The organism is Rosistilla ulvae, from assembly GCF_007741475.1.
Lineage (GTDB): Bacteria > Planctomycetota > Planctomycetia > Pirellulales > Pirellulaceae > Rosistilla > Rosistilla ulvae.
On sequence record NZ_CP036261.1, the window covers coordinates 1,089,385 to 1,106,389 of the forward strand.

At 58.1% G+C, this 17,005-nt stretch carries 15 protein-coding genes; 1 reads left to right on the forward strand and 14 read right to left on the reverse strand.

All coding sequences use genetic code 11. The features are described 5' to 3' along the window. Positions 1-318: 318 nt before the first annotated feature. The 12 genes from EC9_RS03970 to EC9_RS26385 form a co-directional block, all read right to left on the reverse strand. Positions 319-738, reverse strand: coding sequence for a GtrA family protein (locus EC9_RS03970; protein ID WP_145342559.1), 420 nt, complete (start codon positions 736-738; stop codon positions 319-321). Then, positions 735-1,631, reverse strand: coding sequence for a class I SAM-dependent methyltransferase (locus EC9_RS03975; RefSeq protein ID WP_145342561.1), 897 nt, complete (start codon positions 1,629-1,631; stop codon positions 735-737). The genes EC9_RS03970 and EC9_RS03975 overlap by 4 nt, the downstream gene beginning before the upstream one ends. A gap of 58 nt (positions 1,632-1,689) precedes the next feature. Beyond that, positions 1,690-2,457, reverse strand: a complete 768-nt coding sequence (locus EC9_RS03980) for a class I SAM-dependent methyltransferase (RefSeq protein WP_145342563.1) — start codon at positions 2,455-2,457, stop codon at positions 1,690-1,692. A gap of 204 nt (positions 2,458-2,661) precedes the next feature. After that, a complete protein-coding gene (locus EC9_RS03985) occupies positions 2,662-3,624 on the reverse strand; it encodes a glycosyltransferase family 2 protein (RefSeq protein WP_145342565.1) in 963 nt (320 codons plus the stop codon). A 650-nt stretch (positions 3,625-4,274) separates the two neighbouring features. Further along, complete coding sequence (locus EC9_RS03990; RefSeq protein WP_145342567.1) at positions 4,275-7,565, reverse strand: efflux RND transporter permease subunit; 3,291 nt, start codon at positions 7,563-7,565, stop codon at positions 4,275-4,277. A gap of 53 nt (positions 7,566-7,618) precedes the next feature. Then, on the reverse strand, positions 7,619-8,782 hold the full coding sequence (locus tag EC9_RS03995; protein ID WP_218934574.1) for an efflux RND transporter periplasmic adaptor subunit: 1,164 nt from the start codon (positions 8,780-8,782) through the stop codon (positions 7,619-7,621). A gap of 109 nt (positions 8,783-8,891) precedes the next feature. Continuing rightward, the gene (locus EC9_RS04000; protein ID WP_145342571.1) at positions 8,892-9,242 is read right to left on the reverse strand and encodes an ASCH domain-containing protein; all 351 of its coding nucleotides are present in this window, start codon (positions 9,240-9,242) and stop codon (positions 8,892-8,894) included. 186 nt (positions 9,243-9,428) lie between these two features. Continuing rightward, positions 9,429-11,153 carry an amidohydrolase gene (locus tag EC9_RS04005; RefSeq protein ID WP_145342573.1) on the reverse strand — a complete coding sequence of 575 codons (1,725 nt, stop codon included), beginning with the start codon at positions 11,151-11,153 and terminating at the stop codon, positions 9,429-9,431. Between the two features lie 15 nt (positions 11,154-11,168). Beyond that, positions 11,169-12,053, reverse strand: coding sequence for a hypothetical protein (locus EC9_RS04010; RefSeq protein ID WP_145342575.1), 885 nt, complete (start codon positions 12,051-12,053; stop codon positions 11,169-11,171). A 292-nt stretch (positions 12,054-12,345) separates the two neighbouring features. Next, the gene (locus tag EC9_RS04015; RefSeq protein WP_145342577.1) at positions 12,346-12,732 is read right to left on the reverse strand and encodes a type II toxin-antitoxin system VapC family toxin; all 387 of its coding nucleotides are present in this window, start codon (positions 12,730-12,732) and stop codon (positions 12,346-12,348) included. Continuing rightward, on the reverse strand, positions 12,729-12,944 hold the full coding sequence (locus tag EC9_RS04020) for a type II toxin-antitoxin system Phd/YefM family antitoxin (RefSeq protein ID WP_145342579.1): 216 nt from the start codon (positions 12,942-12,944) through the stop codon (positions 12,729-12,731). Before EC9_RS04020 ends, EC9_RS04015 begins: the two co-directional genes overlap by 4 nt. 141 nt (positions 12,945-13,085) lie before the next feature. After that, positions 13,086-13,937, reverse strand: a complete 852-nt coding sequence (locus EC9_RS26385; RefSeq protein WP_218934575.1) for an SGNH/GDSL hydrolase family protein — start codon at positions 13,935-13,937, stop codon at positions 13,086-13,088. A 506-nt stretch (positions 13,938-14,443) separates the two neighbouring features. On the opposite strand from EC9_RS26385, the gene EC9_RS04030 reads away from it, so the two are divergent. Next, positions 14,444-14,935, forward strand: coding sequence for a hypothetical protein (locus EC9_RS04030; protein ID WP_145118048.1), 492 nt, complete (start codon positions 14,444-14,446; stop codon positions 14,933-14,935). Between the two features lie 53 nt (positions 14,936-14,988). Here EC9_RS04030 and thiO read toward each other — a convergent pair whose 3' ends face one another. Both thiO and EC9_RS04040 read right to left on the reverse strand, forming a co-directional pair. Next, a complete protein-coding gene (gene thiO, locus EC9_RS04035; RefSeq protein WP_145342581.1) occupies positions 14,989-16,110 on the reverse strand; it encodes a glycine oxidase ThiO in 1,122 nt (373 codons plus the stop codon). Between the two features lie 4 nt (positions 16,111-16,114). Then, positions 16,115-16,792 (reverse strand): TIGR04282 family arsenosugar biosynthesis glycosyltransferase, encoded by a 678-nt coding sequence (locus tag EC9_RS04040; RefSeq protein WP_145342583.1) that lies wholly within the window; start codon positions 16,790-16,792, stop codon positions 16,115-16,117. Positions 16,793-17,005: the final 213 nt, after the last annotated feature.

The window sequence follows — 17,005 nt, forward strand, 5'->3', positions numbered from 1 at the left end:
TGTTAAAAGATCCTTCGAGGACTTTCAATTATCCCGCAGGGATCGAAGCAATTAGCCGTAGGTAAGCGTAACGCCACCTGCGGTTTTTGCGTTATTCATGTCGTTGACCGCCGAAGGTGGTCACAAAATCTGATGCGGGCGTGCTGCGAGCCCCTTCAGGGGGGGATTGATTGAAATTTCTCGTTTACCGGTGGTGTTCGCGTTCGCTCCACCACCGGCTAATTGCTGCAACGCTTACGGCGAGGTCGACACTTCTGACGCGGATCGATTGCACGATTCAATAACCGCTTGTGCGAAAGGATCTTTTGACAAGATCCTCTACGGGCTGGCGGTACTTGGGCGGCCGAAGACGAATCGGTTGTAGAAAAGGAACTTCGCTGCAAAGCCTGCGATCAAGACCGTTGCGGTGGCGATCAGGTAGTGGATTTCCAGGAGGCTGTGCAGTCCTAAAAACGCCGCGTATTCGAGTCCGCGAAAGCAGATCGTGGCGGTCAGGAAGGAAGCGAGTTGCGTGGCGATCGGCTGGCCGCTGGCTTGGAAAACGAACCAGCGACAGCAGGCGAAGTTGACGAACAAAATGATCACCAACGCGGCGGCAAACGCAAGTTCGGCGGGCCATGCCGCGTATTGAGTCAGTCCATGAGTGATCGCGAGGTTGCCGACGAAGCTGACGCCGCTGATCAGCATAAAACGGATCGCGCGGCCTACCGGGGCTGCTTGGTCGCTTCGCCGCTTCATGCCGAAGGAGTCTGTGAATTCGGAAGCGTCGATTGAGCGTCGCACGGCTTTTGACCGGCCACGATCACATTCCAGGTGAGAGGTGTTAACAGACGTCCGGCGACCGCTTCGATACCGCGATCCAGGCCGCAGGCGATCCGCGACGCGGGAGCGGTCAGCCACGATGGCTTCATTGGGACTTCGGCAAACGGTGTCGACATCAGGCCTTGAGACCGCAGGCGAAGTGATGTCAGCCCGGCGGAGGCGAAACAGCTCTCCATCTCTTGGCCTGTCAGTTCCAGTTGCTCGTCGGAGTAGCTGGCGTCGCACTGTTTTCGCAACCGGCGAGCGAGTCCGACGATCGGGTTGCTCGGTTGCGGTTCGTTGACGACCAACCATCCACCAGGTGCCAGCAGCGACACGAGGTTCTGGACGACTTCGTCCATCTGATCCATGTGATGCAGGACACCGATCATGAAGATGATGTCAAACGGTTCGTCGGTCTTCAGATCGCGAGCGTTTGTTGTGGCGAAGGTCGCTCGATCGGTTTGGCGTTCGCTGCGGGCCAGGTCGATCAGCATCTCGGAGTAATCGATACCCAGGTAGCAGGCGTAGTCGGCGGGTAGGTAATCGACCGAATATCCGGCACCGCAGCCGACTTCCAGGATGCGTTTGCCTTGCAGTGAGGACTGCGGAAGAGCTCGCATGGTCTGCAGCAGTCGTAGGCGGCGGGCGGGGCGAACCGAGGGGGAGCGATCTTTAGCCGCGTATTTTTCTGCAATCGTGTCGAACAGCTCGCGGTCGCGCGATTCCAGGCTCGTCTCGCTTTCCCGCGAACGATCGCTTTCCGCAGCTGTGGCTGGAACGATTGGCAACGGGTTGGCAAAGGTATCGTTGTTGGTGATCGTTGACATGTCGTGGGCTTTGTCGTTTTGTCGTTTGATGTTGGACGCGTCGATTGCCGTTCTTGGTTCAGTCGACGCGTTTCGCGACCAGGACAGCCGACTGGCCGATCGGCGGTCCAACGATCCGATCGATGCGTTGCATCCAAGGCATCGCCTTGCGAATCATTGTCAATTGCCAGGGACTGAAGGTCCGCGAGAGGTTCGACTGACGCTTTTGCACGCGACTCTTGAACCAGTAGGGAAGGACGCCGAAGCTGTTCATCCAGCGGACGCTCAACGGTTCCCAGCCGGCTTGTTTCGCTTTGTCGCGAAGTTCCTGCAGGGCGTAGCGGCGGAAGTGTCCCGACGCGGTGTCGACGCTTCCATAAAGCCACTTCACGGCGGGGACTTTGATCAACAGGTGCGCTTCGGGCTGGGCGATACCGTGGAATCGGCGAAGCAGTTGCACGTCGTCTTCGATGTGTTCGAGAACATCCAGGCAGACGATTGTGTCGATTTTACGATCGGTGATCGATGTGAAGTCGGAATCGAGGTCCAGCTGGATCGGTTCGACCGACGGTTTGTCGGCAAAACGGCGGCGCAATTCCTGGACGTTTTGCGGACTCAGGTCGGCGGCCAGCACGTATTGGGCCTGTTCGGCGAGCAGCGCGGTGCCATTGCCGATCCCGCAGCCGGCGTCCAAGACGCGGTTGCCGATCCATGGACGCAGCAGGTCGATCGACCAAGCGTAATAGGCGTCGAGGGTCTTCATCCGCTGCAACGCTTCGAGGTGTTCGCCTTCGAGCGGCAGCTTCGATTCGATCGTCGCGACATCAATTTCGTGAACTGCCGACATGGCAACGGTTCCATTGGTTGAGTGGAGGAGGAACCGGGCGGGTTCCCGCTGGACGCAACACCAGTGCAAATCAGCTGTTGAACACTAGCACGCGGCGGCTCGAAAGCGCCTGATGCGGCTGAGCGTTCAGCGTGAACAACCGATTTGCACGGAGGTGCGATTGCAGCGGAGATTGGGATTCTAGCGGCGGTTGGCTAGTCTTCGTCAATGACTCCGCTTGTCGATCATATCGGCCAGAAGTGCAAAAAAGGTTGTGTTCATTCCGAACAGCAACAGCATCAAGGTCTTCTCGGTCAGATCGCCTAGGAAGAATACGTCATAACCGAGCGAGACGGTGAATCCGAGCAGCATTAACCCGCAGAATGGTCCCAGCACGCGCAGCGGTGCAAAATACATCCCCATCCGCGCGATCAATTGCACGAATCGCAGCGTGTCGCGGATCGGTTTGATCTTCGATTTGCCGATCCGATGTGCGTAACTGATCGGTTCGTAATGAACGCTGTGCCCGTTGGTCATGAAGGCCAACGTGCTGGTTGTGGTGAAGCTGAAGCCGTCGGAGTACATGTGGATGAACTTCTCCGCCGTCTCCTTTTTGAAGACTCGCAAACCCGAGTTCAGGTCGGGGATCTTGCGGTTGGCGATCCACGACGCGTATCCCTTCAGGAAGAACTTGGGGATACTGCGGATCTTGGAGTAGTGGACATCTTTGCCGGTTCGCGAGCCGACGACCATGTCGTAGTTCTCGGCGAGTTTCACGAGTTCGCCGATCCGTTGGTTCGGATACGTGCCGTCGGCGTCGGTGATCACGATCAGCGGAGCCGACGCGTGGCGGATCCCCGTTTTTAGGGCCGCACCGTAGCCGCGGTTTTCCGGGTGCGTGATCACGACGATGTCGCGATGCGATTGTTTGATCTGTTGCAGCTTTTCCGCCGTGCCGTCAGTCGATCCGTCGTCGACGACGATCATCTCGACGCGTTGCGGGCCGATCAGCATGTGCCGCAACTGGACGATCGCGTCGGGCAACGCACCCGCTTCGTTGTAGCAGGGGACGATCACCGAGTAGTGCGGTCGCTGCGGAGGCAGAGATTCTTCGGTCGCTCCCCCCTGCTCTACTTCTTGCGTGATCAGCGTCGTCAGGAATTCGGGGAACGTCGGTTCGGTTTGCATCGCGTTGGCAACCCAATGGAGTCATCGGACGGTTTGGCGGCAAGCGGCATTGCTTTTTTGATGTGCCGCGCCGGTGGCCGCTGCAAAAAAGCAGGGCCTAGTCTGTCCATACAACTTCCGCATGGGTGAATGCAAGTTCATCCTGGGGTGATAGCAAAGGAACTCCCGTGCCTCGTCGGGCACGGATTGCAGATGGTCGCCTTTCGCTCCGCGAAAGTGCGCCATGCGAACCGCACTTTCGCGGAGCGAAAGGCGACCATGGCGATACTAGCACGACGCGCCAGCGAGTGTTTAGAAGTGAACGTTGACGGTTTGTTCACTCGCTTGCGCTTCGTGCTGGTATGGGACGCACTTTCGCAGAGCGAAAGGCGACCATGGCGATACTAGCACGACGCGCTAGCGAGTGTTTAGAAGTGAACGTTGAGGGTGTGGTTCACTCGCTTGCGCTTCGTGCTGGTATGGGGCGCACTTTCGGGGAGCGAAAGGCGACCATGGCGATACTGGCACGACGCGCTAGCGAGTGTTGAGAGGCGAGTGTTGAGAACTCACTCGCTTGCGCTTCGTGCTGGTATACGAACCGCACTTTCGCGGAGCGAAAGGCGACCATGGCACGACGCGCTAGCGAGTGTTCTTGTCAGGGTGCGATTCCCTTACGCTTCGTCGGTCGATGAGGGTTCTGGCGTGGGGCTGGCCAACAGGTAGTAGAAGACCGGGGTCAAGAAGATCCCGAAGAAGGTCACGCCTAGCATTCCGGAGAAGACGGCGATACCGAGGGTCGATCGCATCTCCGCTCCCGCACCGCTGGCCAGGGCCAACGGGACAACGCCCAGGATAAAGGCGAGCGAGGTCATGATGATCGGCCGCAAACGCAGACGGCACGCTTTGATCGTGGCGTCGAATTTGCTGAGTCCCGCTTCTTGCTGCTCCTTGGCAAATTCAACGATCAAGATCGCGTTTTTACTCGCCAACCCGACCAAGACGATAAACCCAATCTGGACGAAGATGTTGATGTCGCGGCCGGTCAGCGCGATGCCGATCACTGCACACAACAAGCACATCGGGACGACCAGCACGACCGCCAGCGGCAGCTTCAGACTTTCGTATTGCGCCGCGAGGACCAGGAAGACGAGGACGACGGCTAAGCCGAATACGATCAGCGCGGTGTTGCCCGCTTGGATCTGCAGGAAGGTGAGTTCGGTCCACTCGGTGTCGAAGCCAAACGGTAGGGTTTCGGCCACCACTTTCTCGACGATCTTGATCGTGTCGCCGGAGCTGACCCCTGGCATCGCGACGCCGTTGATCGCCGTGGCGGTGAAGCCGTTGTACCGCATCACCGCGGCGGGGCCGGTCGTATCTTCGACGCGAGCCAGCGTTCCCAGCGGCACCATCTGCCCGGTCTGGCTGCGAACGTACAGTTGCGTGACTTGATCGGGAGTCAGACGGTACAGCGGGTCGGCTTGCAGGTTGACTTGCCAGGTGCGGCCGAAGGCGTTGAAGTCGTTGACGTAATATCCGCCCAGGTAGGTCTGCAGCGTCGTGAAGACTTCGTTGAGTGCGACGTTCATCGATTTGCACTTTTCGCGATCGACGTCGATGAACATCTGCGGCGTGTTGGCCCGAAAGCCGCTCCGCATCCCCAGGATCGTCGGCTCGCTGGAGCCTTTGATGGACAGTTGCGTCGTCGCTTTTTCCAGTTCGGTCAGCCCCAGTTGGCCGATATCGCGGACGATGATCTTGAAGCCGCTGCCACTGCCCAGGCCATCGACTGGCGGCGGTCCAAAGACCGAAACGCGAGCGTCGAGAATCTGGCTGGCGGCAAGCTTGCGGACTCGAGTTGCGATCTGTTCGGAATAGAGCGACGCTTCCTCGCGATCATGGAACGGATCCAACAGCACGAAGATCGACGCGAAGTTCGATCCCACGGCATTCTGCACGATCGATTGGCCAACGATTTCCAGCGTATGGTTGATCCCGGCGATGCCTTCGGTCTCCTCGCCCGGAACCTCCCCTTTGGCGTGGGAGTCTTTCCCGGTCTTGTCGGCTTGCACGCGTTGGCTCAGTAGCTCGCTGTTGCCGCTGCGCTGGCCGAGCAAGATGTGGCTGAGTTGCTTTACGACTTCTTCGCTTCGTTCCAGCGAGGCCGAATCGGGCAACTGCACGTCGACCAGCAGGTAGCCTTTGTCCTGGGCCGGAACAAATCCGGTCGGAACTGTGGTCATCCCTTTATAGGTTCCCCACAGCAGGCCGGCGTAGATCACCAAAACCACGACCGATAGTCGCAGCAACCATCCGGCCGTGCGAGCGTATGCGTCGGACATGGTGCCGAAAAAACGATTGAAGAGGTTAAAGAACCATCCGAAGAGAAAGTTGAGCACGCGAGTCAGCGGATCGCGCTGTTCCGATTTGGGACGCAGCAGCAACGCGCTTAACGCGGGGCTGAGGGTCAGCGAGTTGATGGCGCTGAAGAAGGTGGAGACAGCGATCGTTGCAGCGAATTGCTGAAAGAATTGCCCGGTGATTCCCGTGATGAAAAGGCATGGGATAAAGACGCACATCAGGACCAACGAGATCGCGATGATCGGCGTCGTTACCTCGTGCATCGCTTGTTGAGCCGCTTCGACAGGCGTCGCGCCATGTTCAAGTTTGTGCTCGATCGCTTCGACGACCACGATCGCATCGTCGACTACAATTCCAATCGCCAGGACCAATCCAAACAGCGAGAGGTTGTTGAGGCTGAAACCGATGCCGGCCATGACGGCAAAGGTTCCGATGATCGCCACGGGAACGGCAATCAACGGGATGATCGCCGCTCGCCACGACTGCAGGAAGACCAACACCACAACGGCGACCAACAGGATCGCGTCGCGCAGCGATTTGAAGACTTCGAAGATCGATTCGGAGATAAACGGCGTGGTGTCGTAGCTGATCGAATATTCGATGCCTGCCGGAAACCGCTGGCTCAATTCATCCATCTTGGCGCGGACGGCATCGGCGGTGTCCAACGCGTTGGATCCTGGCAGTTGGTAGATCATCAGCCCCGATGCCGGCACGCCATCGAGATTGCACATCGTGTCTTCGAAGCCGGCGCCGAAGTCGATTCCGCCGAACTTCTTGCCGCTGTCGTCGGTTCGCTCTTTCGTCACGACATCGCTCAACCGAACGATCTGGCCGTCTTCGCCCGTCTTGATCACGATCGCCGAAAACTGCTCCGGCGACGTCAGCCGGCCGAGCGTCTTTAAGGTGTATTGGAAGTCCAAGCCTTTGGGGACCGGCGGCCGGCCCAGGGAGCCCGCGGCAACTTGGACGTTCTGTTCCTTCAGGGCTGAGATCACGTCGCTGGCGGTCAAATCTAAGACCGTCATGCGGCTGGGATCCAACCAAACTCGCATGCTGTAATCGCGTTGTCCTATGATCGTGATGTTGCCAACGCCGTTGATTCGGGCCAGTTCATCTTTGATGCGGATCGTGGCGTAGTTGCTCAGGTACAACTGGTCGCGCGACTGGTCGGGTGAAAACAGGTTCACCGCAAGCAACGCGTTGGATGAGCTTTTCACTACCGAGACGCCGTTGCTTTTGACTTCGGCTGGCAATACCGGCGTGGCTAGATTGACGCGGTTCTGGACCAGGACCTGAGCCATGTCGAGATCGGTGCCGACGGCAAACGTGACAGTCAACGAGTAGCCGCCATCGTTGGTCGATTGGCTGGACATATACAGCATGTTTTCGACGCCGGTCACCTGCTGTTCGATCGGCGCCGCGACGGTATCGGCCACGACCTCGCTGCTCGCCCCCGGGTATTTTGTCGTCACCAAAACCGATGGTGGCGTGATCTCGGGGTATTGCGCAATCGGCAGCGTCCAGACGAAGATGCTGCCGGCCAAAACGATCAAGACCGAGATGACACAGGCGAAGATGGGACGCGTGATAAAAAATTGCGACATCGAGTTCTAGCCGTACAGAGTTTGGGTGGGATCGGATCGTAACAGCCGGGACGTTATTTCGCCTGCGGTGTTGGATCGACGGTCATGCCGGGCTGGATCAATTGCAGTCCCGCGACCACGACCGATTCGTTGGGCTTGATTCCCGATAGCACGACGCGTTGGTTTCCCCGGCGATCCCCCAGTGTCACCGTCCGGTGCTCGACCTTGTTTTCCGAATTCACGACGTAGACAAAGTTGGTCGCTTGGTCGGTTCCAATCGCTGTGTCGCGAACCAGGATCGCTTCGTGAGGATCCGAGACGGGAACCTTCACGCGGACGAACATCCCCGGTTTCAGCAAGCCGTCTTTGTTGGGAAACAGTCCACGCAGTTGCGAGGTGCCGGTCTGTTGGTCGATCTTCACTTCGACGTAATCCAACACACCCTCGTGCGGGAAGTCCTTTTCGTCTTGCAGTTGCAAGTAGCACGGAATCTTCAAGTCCGCCAACGTATTGGCCTCCTTGAAGTCCTCGCCACCCATTTCGCGTTGGCGTCGCATGACGCGCAAGCGAACGTTTTCATCGATGTTGACGACGGCTTTGATTGGTTGATCGCTGACGACTGTCGTCAAATGCGTGCCGCCCACCAATCCGCCGGTGACGTAGTTGCCATCGTCTAGCAGAGCGCGATCGACGCGGCCGGTGACCGGCGACAAGATTTTTGTGTAATCGACGTCCAGCTTGACGCGAGCCACGTCGGCATTGGCCGACTTCAGCTGCGCTTGAGCTTCGGCCACTGTGGCTTGATCTTGATCGTATTCCTGGCGCGAGACCGCGTTGTTATCCAACAGTTCCTTCGATCGCTCAAGCGTCTTCTGTGCCAAGTCCAGCTGGGCTTGGGCGACGTCGATTTGAGCTAACGCTTGGTTGTAGATCGCGATGTATTCGTCTGGTTCGATCGTGAACAGCAAGTCGCCTTCTTTGACGCGCTGCCCGTCCTCGAAATGAGTCGACAGCAGGAATCCCGAAACCCGCGACTGGATGTTGACGCTCTTATCAGCAGCCAACCGCCCCACCAATTCGACAAAATCGGTGACGGAGGTCTGTTCAGCCACCGCGACGGTAACTTTCTGAACCGGGCGTTCCGAAGGGGATGATTGGCTGGTCGAGTCGCCGCAGCCGACGGCGAGACAGCAGACCAGAGCAACCCCAAGGGCTGGGTACGAGTGGCTAGGAAGCATGATGGACTTTTCCCCAGAGATCAGCGAAGCGGGCGTCGGACGGACGGTTGAATGGAATTCATAACAGGCACGGCCGCGAGGCGAAAGACGTACCACGCCGTTGGCGGTGCTAACCAAATGGTTTGAACCAGACCGGATTCGCGCGATTCTCCGGCTTGCGTAGCGTCGCGGCCCGTTGGGGGCTGCGGAGATACCATTGGCCGCCATCGGAATCGTACAGCTCCACCGTCCCCACAATCACACCTCTCGGCAGATCGTCGCAGGCGACATCGGTGATTCCGTAATCGTCCATCCATTCGGCTTCGTCGTTAGCATCGTACCGCCCCAGCCCCGCATAGATATAGATTCGTTCTCGGATCTTGGTCGCGGAGCCGCGGTATTCGATCTGCTTGATTCCACGCATGATCGCTTCGGCATGCGGCTGGCGAATGCTGAGTGCTCGTGTTGGGTGACTCGTCATTAAACTGTGCCTTCGTACTGTTTGTGTGTCGCGGTTCCTGTGGTTGTAAGTTTAGTGGTTGGATGTGTGGTGTGTTGCTCGGTTGCGGAGCCGGCGGACGCTGTTGCGGTTGGCGCTCCGACAAGCCGATCGACAGCGTCGAAGCGCGGTCGTGGCGGGCTTGGCGGTCGTCAAACGGGGAAAGAGCTACCGCGACTGGTAGATCGATTTTCCGTCGAGCCATGTGGAGATGACTTGAGTCTTGCGGATCTGATCGTCGCTGCAGGTCAGTAGATCGGTATCGACGATGACGAAGTCGGCTCGCTTGCCCGGTTCCAGCGATCCTGTCTCTTGTTCGTTCCGCATCATCCAAGCATTGTTGATCGTGTAGAAGCGAATCATTTGCTGCCGCGAAATCGCTTGCTCTGCATGGATCGGCTTGTCGTGCCAACGGGCTGTACGTGTGACAGCGACCCACATGCCGAGAAACGGGTTGTAAGGATTCACGCTGCGTAGCGAGCCGATCTTTTGCATGTGGTCGCTGCCGCCACCCGCTCTCACACCTGCATCGAAAAGACTGCGCAGCGGAATGAAGTATTTCAGTCGCGGTTCACCAAACTGAGCGACCAAGGTGCGAGCGTCTAAGTAGAGCCAAGCCGGTTGCAGATCGACGCCAATCCCAATTTTTGCCGCGGTGTCGATCGATCGTTTGCTCATGAAGCTCGAATGCGTCAGCGTCGATCGCGTCGGCCCGACGGGAATCTCGGTGTTCACTTTCTCAAACGCATCGACCAGCGAATCGACAGCGGCGTCCCCCTGGCAGTGCGCGGTGAAGGCAAGGTTGCGTTGAACACAGGCGCGGACAAGCGATTCGATCCGCTGTTGATCGATATATTGCATGCCCCGGTAGTTCGGGTCGTCGATGCCGTAGATCGTGCTGATGCCCCACGGTTGATTGAAGTAGGCGCTGCCGGTCAGCATCCCGCCATCTTCAAAGACTTTGACGCCGATCACACCAAGTCTGGGATCGGGGGCAGAGAAATAGGGATCGGCAGCGATAGTGTCCAATTTCTTTTCGATCGCCGCGAGGTCGCCGTTGGGATTCAGGCTGCGCGACATTCGCACGCGGATCTGCAAACGATTCGATTTCAGCAGTCGAGCGTATTGTGCTCGTGCCGAGTCGTTGCAATTGCGATCGATGATACCGGTGATGCCCCAGCGGTTGTAATCGTCGAAAAGCATTTCCAAGCGGTCGTCGCGTTCGGCTTCGGTCAGCTTTTTCGCGGATCGATTCGGGCGAGATTTAAAGACCGCGGATGCTTTGCGCAACACGCCGGTCGGTTCCCCAGTGGCCGGATCGACCATCACGTTTTCAGGATGTTGGCGAGCAAATTCCTTGTCGATTCCGTTTTCCTTCAGCCCCAGCGAGTTGGTGCTTCCATCGGGGCCTGTTCGAAAGGAGACGGGATGTTCGGGGGCGGCCGAATCGAGTTCATCGCGGGTCGGGTAACGTTGCTCGCGCAACCGTGTAATAAAGACCTGCGAGAGGTGGATCCATTCTCCCTTGGGAACGACATTGGCGCGGCTGCGCACGTAACTTAAGACATCGTCGATCGAATCCATCGGCGGGATTTCATGATCGGCTTCGTAGGTGCTCGCACTACTCGGGTGGACGTGGGAATCGATAAGGCCTGGCAAAACCATCCGCCCCTGCAATTCGACGATTTGGGTATCGGGCCCGATTTCTGCTTCGATGTCCGATGCATCGCCGGTCGCCACGATCCGTCCATCGCGAATCGCCATCGCATCGACGACACGAAAGGTCTCATCGACAGTAACGATCTTGCCACCGCGGAGCACGAGGTTTGCGGGTTGAGCCAACGCACCGGCGGAGGCGAGAAGGCAGCTGAGAAAAACGGCAGTCGGTCTCATGACGGGGCTCTGGGGTCAGGTGGGGTCGGACGGTGGATCGGTTGGCGGCGCAGCGGGAGCGAGCGGCAGGCCCATCTTTTTGAGGCTGGGCAGGTGTTGGCTCCAGTCGATTCTATAAGGAACATCGATCGGGCGTTCGCCGTCGTGCAGGCCAACCGACAGCATCCGCACGCGGTCGTGTCGGACTTGGCGGTCGACCAGCGGCATGTCTTTGTCGCGCGACGACTTCGCTTCTTCGGCGGCTAGTTTTTGTTCTGCTTGCCAGACACATGCGATCCTGTGCAGCGCGACGACACGGAACCAGTGCCACGGCTTTTCGACTAACAGATGATCGCGGCACCAGTTCCAGTCGGCGAACCGCTGCAGATCGGCGGGACGGATCAGAAAACAGCGAACACATTTTTTGCGGACGAACTGGCGGTCTTCACATGTCATGGCGAACAGCCACGTCTGACGTTCGAACGGCGTCGTCGCCAGAAGTCCCGCGATGTGGCCCAACGCATCGTTGAGCATTTCGAAACCAAGCGTTCCGTCGGTCTTCAGGATCGGATTGCTGAGTGTCGTTTGATCTGCCAGTTTGTTGATCTCGTCGCGGACGGCGATGTTGTCGTAGAGATCGTTGAGCGTCGTCTTAGGGGCGACGTTGCGAAACAGCAGCACATGGTTGTCTGAGCTGCCAGTCGCCGGCGATGCCTCATCCACGGGAGACAATTGATGCATCTGAAAAATAAAATCGTCCGAATCGCCCGCCTGCATCCGCTGCAGCGCATTGAGCCGTTTGCGAAACAACAGGAACCAACTGGCGGCAAACCCCGACAGGAACCCCAACGCTTTGCCGAGCAATTCGGGAAACAGACGCTCCCACTGCAACGTCGACAACCAATCGAAAAACATCTGCATCTTGGATACTCTGCTCGGAAAACCATCGCGGCGGACAAGCGACTCGCGGTATGCCGGAAGAGTTTAGCAGAAGCAGCCAGCAGTCGCTGTGTTAGCGAAGCGGATGGTTCTTTGAAGCCGGACTCCGCTTCGAATGGCTTGAGGATTTGTTGCAGCAACGCTCCGTCAGGGGATGCCGCCTGCCGAACCGCCCTGCCCTTTTCTCGGCGCGGATCTCGTGGTGCCGGTTGAACGCCGGTGTCTGAGGGCTGCGAGTCTGTTTGGTTGGGTTCTATGGACGTTCGGCAATTTCCTACCAAATGCGATTCACGCCGTATGCGTCCATTTTTTGATCGCCACTTACGAAACCATGGTTCTCGAGCAGCGACTGAGCGACAAGCAGGCGATCGAATGGATCGCGATGATGTTGGGCCATCGTTGACACAAAGGTGACGTGCCGCAATTCGATTGGAAGCAATGAAAAGTGGTTGGTTGCCAGTTCACTCTTCAAGAAATCGTCCACAGGGTCTGCTAGTCGCAGTTTTCCAAGTCCCACTTTAATTGAGATTTCCCAGCAACTCGCGACACTGACCCATTTGCGATTGTTGGGAGACTCAATTTCAGACTTGGCGACAACACTGAGCTTCGTGTCGGCACCGACAAACCACAGCAACGCGTGCGTGTCGAGTAGGATGTTCACTCCATGTACTCGGCGAAGTCATCAAGCGGCGCATCGAAGTCGTCCGCCATGTAGAGAATCTTTCCTTTGGCAGAACCTGCTTCGCAAGCAGGTGTTGCAGCATCTTCCTTGCGGATCGTTGCAACGCGCTGTCCGTCCTGGACGATCGCGACTTCTTCGCCTGGAAGCAGATTCGCAAGCAACTTGGGCAATTCCTGCGTCGCTTCGGTCATCGATATTTCGCCCACACCAATTGCCTCCACATAAGATGTTCAAGCCGTCAGGATCGATTATACAGGGGCCAAGAGCCTGCGTCAGCAAAATTGGGCTCGCTGCAAATTGTGGTGCTGCCGCGCCGCTGTCATCGATTGTTGTTACGGATTAGGTTTTGCGTCGTTGGTCTTCGCTAGTTGCGATTTGAGGAAGGTGGCGACTTGTTGACCGAGGAATCGGTTGCCGGGGCCTGTGAAGTGAACGTCGTTGGGGTTCTGCAGTTCGGCCAGGCGTGGCGTGATCGCTGTGAACAGGTCGTCGATCGCAACCGAATGTTCGTTCATCACTTCGGCAGCGGCGGCGTTCCGATCGACCATCGAAGCGGCAGTGTATTTGCCGGCGACGTCGGGGATCGGTGTGCTGCTGGCCCAGACGATGGTCGCGCCGGTCTGCTGCATCCGCTGCACAAGTTGTTCCAGACGCGACTTGTAATCGGCCAGCGGTGTCGCGCGATCGTGAATCCCAAAGTTGAAATGGATCAGATCCCACTTGCCATCGCCTAACCAGATGTCAAGTTTTTTGAGACCTGTCGATGTGGGACCGCAGTTGGCCGGAGCGCGATGGACGTTGGCGATCCCGGCAAGTTCCTTGCGGACCGTTTCGGTGTAGGCTCGCGAAACCGAGTCGCCGATCAGCAGCACCCGCGGCAGCGCCGGATCGTCTTCGACGAAGTCCCAGGCGTTGGCTTGACCGGCGATCTTCTGGCGTTGATGGATCGGCAGATAGAAGCCGCCCAGTTCCGACTGCAGCGTCCGTTCCCACGCCTGGTGGGCAGGCGAGAGCGTGGCGACCCAGGCTTGATACTTCGCTTCCAGTTCCGCTTGCTCTTTCGCTTTCTGCGCCGCCGCTTCCTCGGCAGTGGTCGGTTCGGTCTTGTGCGTTGCCGCGGGTTGCGCAAAGACGCACGGAGTGGCGAGACCGAGTAGGACGAGCGAGAGCAAGCTGCGGTACATGATTGGGAACCTGGCAAGGAGATCGATTTGCAAACCGTAGTACGGTGAGTGGGACGCACTGCTTTAGGGGGTGAGTGTAGCCGAGCGCGGAGCATTCGGCGATCGGCGGCAAAAGCCTCGACGCCCGGAGCCGGGACCGCCGCTTGAAAGCCCGTTGGGAAATGCGACAATAGCGGCATGACACAAAACGCAATGCAACACGCTGTGCGACAGACAAAGATCGAACGGGCCAGGCGAATGACCTTGGACGAGCGGTTGGCTGCTGGTGCTCAGCTGTACGCTCAACAATGTGAACTCGTGGCGGATTTGATTGCCGGGCTCCACCCTGATTGGACCACCGACCAGGTTCGCGATGAAATGAAGCGTCGTTGGAAAGTTGTCCGCGAACGAGATGCTAAGAGGTTGTATCGTTCTGGCGGTGTCGAGATGCAGGACGAACGGTCGTGACTCAGGACGATGGGAATCGGGCCGTTGCGTTGGTCGTAGCTCTGCTGAATCGGATTGCATTGCCCTACATGCTGGTCGGTTCGTATTCCAGCAACGTCTACGGTATACCGCGTGCGACTGCTGATGCCGATTTTGTGTTGGAGTTTGGGGGCAATGCTATGGACTCCCTGCAACAGGAACTCGGTAGCGACTTTCGACTGGATTCGCAAACTGAATTTGAATTGATTACTGGGACGACCCGTCGCGTCCTGTACTATTTGCCGCGTGATTTCACGATTGAGCTTTTTCAACTCAGTCAAGATCCTTTCGATCAATCACGGTTTCAAAGACGTGTTGCGGTTCAGTCATCACTTCTGGCTGGAGTAGTTTGGTTGCCGACGGCGGAAGATGTCGTTGTGCAGAAGCTACGTTGGGGGCGCCGGCAAGATTTGTCGGATGTGAGCGACGTGTTGGCGATTCAAGGTGAGACGCTTGATTGGCGTTACATCTCGCGTTGGACTGACGATCACGGCACGAGCGATATGTTGGAAAGAATCCGCAGCGAGTTGTAATCGGTGTGCCACATGCCGCTTAGGCGGCAAAAGCCTCAACGCCCGGGGCGGGGTTAGCCGCGGCCGGGGGTGAAGGGGGTGAGGTCGACTTGTGTCGGGCGGCCTAGCATCAGGTTGGCTAGTTCGGTCGCGGTGGCGCACGAAAGATGCAGGCCCGAGCGATAATGGCCGGCGGCGACAAAGGCGTTGGAAAGGTTGGGCAGTTTGCCGATGTAGGGGAATCCGTCGAACGAACCCGGCCGCAATCCGCTCCACGATCGCACGATCGGTTGCTGGGCCAACAGCGGCAGCATCCCTTCGGCCCATTCTCGCAGCGAGTCGAGCACTTCGGGAGTCGTGCTCTGGTCAAAACCAACCTCCTCTTCATTCGATCCGACCAGGATGTGCCCATCCAAGCGAGGTACAAGGTAGCGATTCCCCTCGTTCACGATCCGGTTGAGGATCTGATGCGGCAACTTATATAAGAGGACTTGGCCGCGGACCGGCAGCAGACCGCTGGGGACCGACAATTGTTCCAGCAGCATCTGGCTCCAGGCTCCCGTCGTCAGGCAGTATTGGCCGGCGGTCAATTCACCCGCCGTGGTCTGCAAGGCTTCGATGCGGTCGGCTTGAGTTCGGAAGCCAGTTAGTTCGCACGATTCGGTGATCGTCACATTCTGTTGCAGGCAGGCGGCGCGGAGTGCTGCCAAATGATCGGGGCTGCGGATGGCCGCTTCGCCGGGCAGAGACCAGGCGGATTGAAGGCGATCGGATTGGGATAGGTCTGCCAGGGCGGGTTCGAGTTCGACGAGCGCCGCAGGAGTCAGCGGGATCGCATCGATCTCGTATTCGCTCCAGTAGTCGGCTTGTCCGAGCAACGCCGCTTGTTCGCCTCGCGACATCGCCAGATAGATTCCGCCACACAAACGGTAGCCGCTGTCGATGCCTGTCTGTTCGAGCAGTTCGGCAGCCCATTGCGGATGCAGTTGGTGGCTGAGTGCGCGCAGACGTTCGATCGGGTCCAAAGCGGTTTGAGGATTGGCCGGTGGCAAGATGCCGACACCGGCCCACGACGTGCCGCGGCCGGTCTGTTGGCGGTCGATAACTTGGATCCGTTGGCCTGCTTTGGCCAAGACCCAGGCCAGGCTCAGCCCGATGACGCCTCCGCCGACAACGATACAATCTGGCTTTTGCAACGATTCAACTTTCTGTGGTTGGGGTGTTCAGTACACGCTCGATCGCCGCTCGCAAGTTGTCGCTGGCTGGATCGCTGGGCAGGCGGCGAAGCAGGTCGTCGAGATCGGTCTTGGTGTCGACGTCGCGATCTGGTGGAAGCAGGTAGGGCTCGATTTCAAGAGCGTCCAGCGCCGATCGGGTTCGCGCCATCACCCCTTCGGTTCCCCAGGGCATCTCGTCGAACAACGTTCGCAGGGAATTGTGCCACGGTCCGCGGATGCCTAGCAAGTAGTAGCCGCCATCGCCGGAGGGACCGATCGCGACGCGAGAATTTTCCAAGGCGTCAAAGGCTTGGACGATGCGGTCGGGCGTGACGGTGGGGCAATCGCCACCGATCACCAGCATGCGATCATCGGCTGAATCGGCGGAGGCAAAGTAGCGCATCATCCGCTCGCCCAAGTCGCCGCTGCCCTGTGGTTTGGCGGTCCAGTTGGCGAACCGCGCGAAGCAAGGATCTGTCGCGCGGTCGTCGGGGCTGACGATAAATGTCCGCCGATCGCCGCAATCTGCCAAATTTTCGGCGAGATGTTCAACACAAATTTGATAGATGCTAGCGGCCCGACTGGCGTCTAAATTGCGTGCCAAACGTGTTTTAACTTGGCCAGGCTGCCAATATTTGGTGAACATTCCAAGGGTGCGCATCGATATTCTACTGGCTTGTCGGAATTTAGAGGGGCGCGTGGCTTTGGGAAACTTCCCGGGGCCCGTCCGGTCTTAATGCGGATCCTCACCATTTAGGTGGTAATGGTGGTGGATCGCTGGCACTTGGAGCGGAAACGTGCGACTTTATGCCGTTCGTGGTATAACATGGTTTTTTGAAGGCCAGGGTTTCTGCCACTTTTAGAAACACTGTAT